This is a genomic window from Pseudomonas sp. SMV7, from assembly GCF_052041995.1.
GTDB lineage: Bacteria > Pseudomonadota > Gammaproteobacteria > Pseudomonadales > Pseudomonadaceae > Aquipseudomonas.
In genome coordinates, this window is record NZ_JBKGGT010000066.1 from 1 (window position 1) to 368 (window position 368).

Genomic DNA, 368 nt, shown 5'->3' on the forward strand with positions numbered 1-368 from the left:
TCCAGGACCTCGCCGGTGATCAGGCTCAGGCGATAGCTGTAGTAGCAGTAGGCGCACGCCATGGCGACGGCAGACACCACCAGCGGGCTCCACCAGGGCCAGCTACGCCGCCGGCGATAGGGGCGATCGACAACATTGGTGTAGGGGTCGCAAATGCTTTCGGGGGTGGGACCACGCAGTTCGCGAAGTACCTTGTGCATGCGTGAAATCAGCGCATTGATCAGGTCATCGCCCTTGGGGTCGAGTGCGTACTTGCCCTTCAGGCCCAGGCAGAAACAGAAGTACAGGAACTCCAGCACATCCTGGAATTCCGCAGGCGACTGCATCATCCGCTCCAGCAGCACGAAGATCTTTTCGCCGCCGTGGGT

At 60.9% G+C, this 368-nt stretch carries 1 protein-coding gene; it reads right to left on the reverse strand.

From position 1 onward, the window contains the following. Positions 1–368, reverse strand: a 368-nt coding sequence (icmH, locus tag ACLEJP_RS25550; protein ID WP_440810921.1) for a type IVB secretion system protein IcmH/DotU, incomplete at both ends; no start/stop codon positions are given.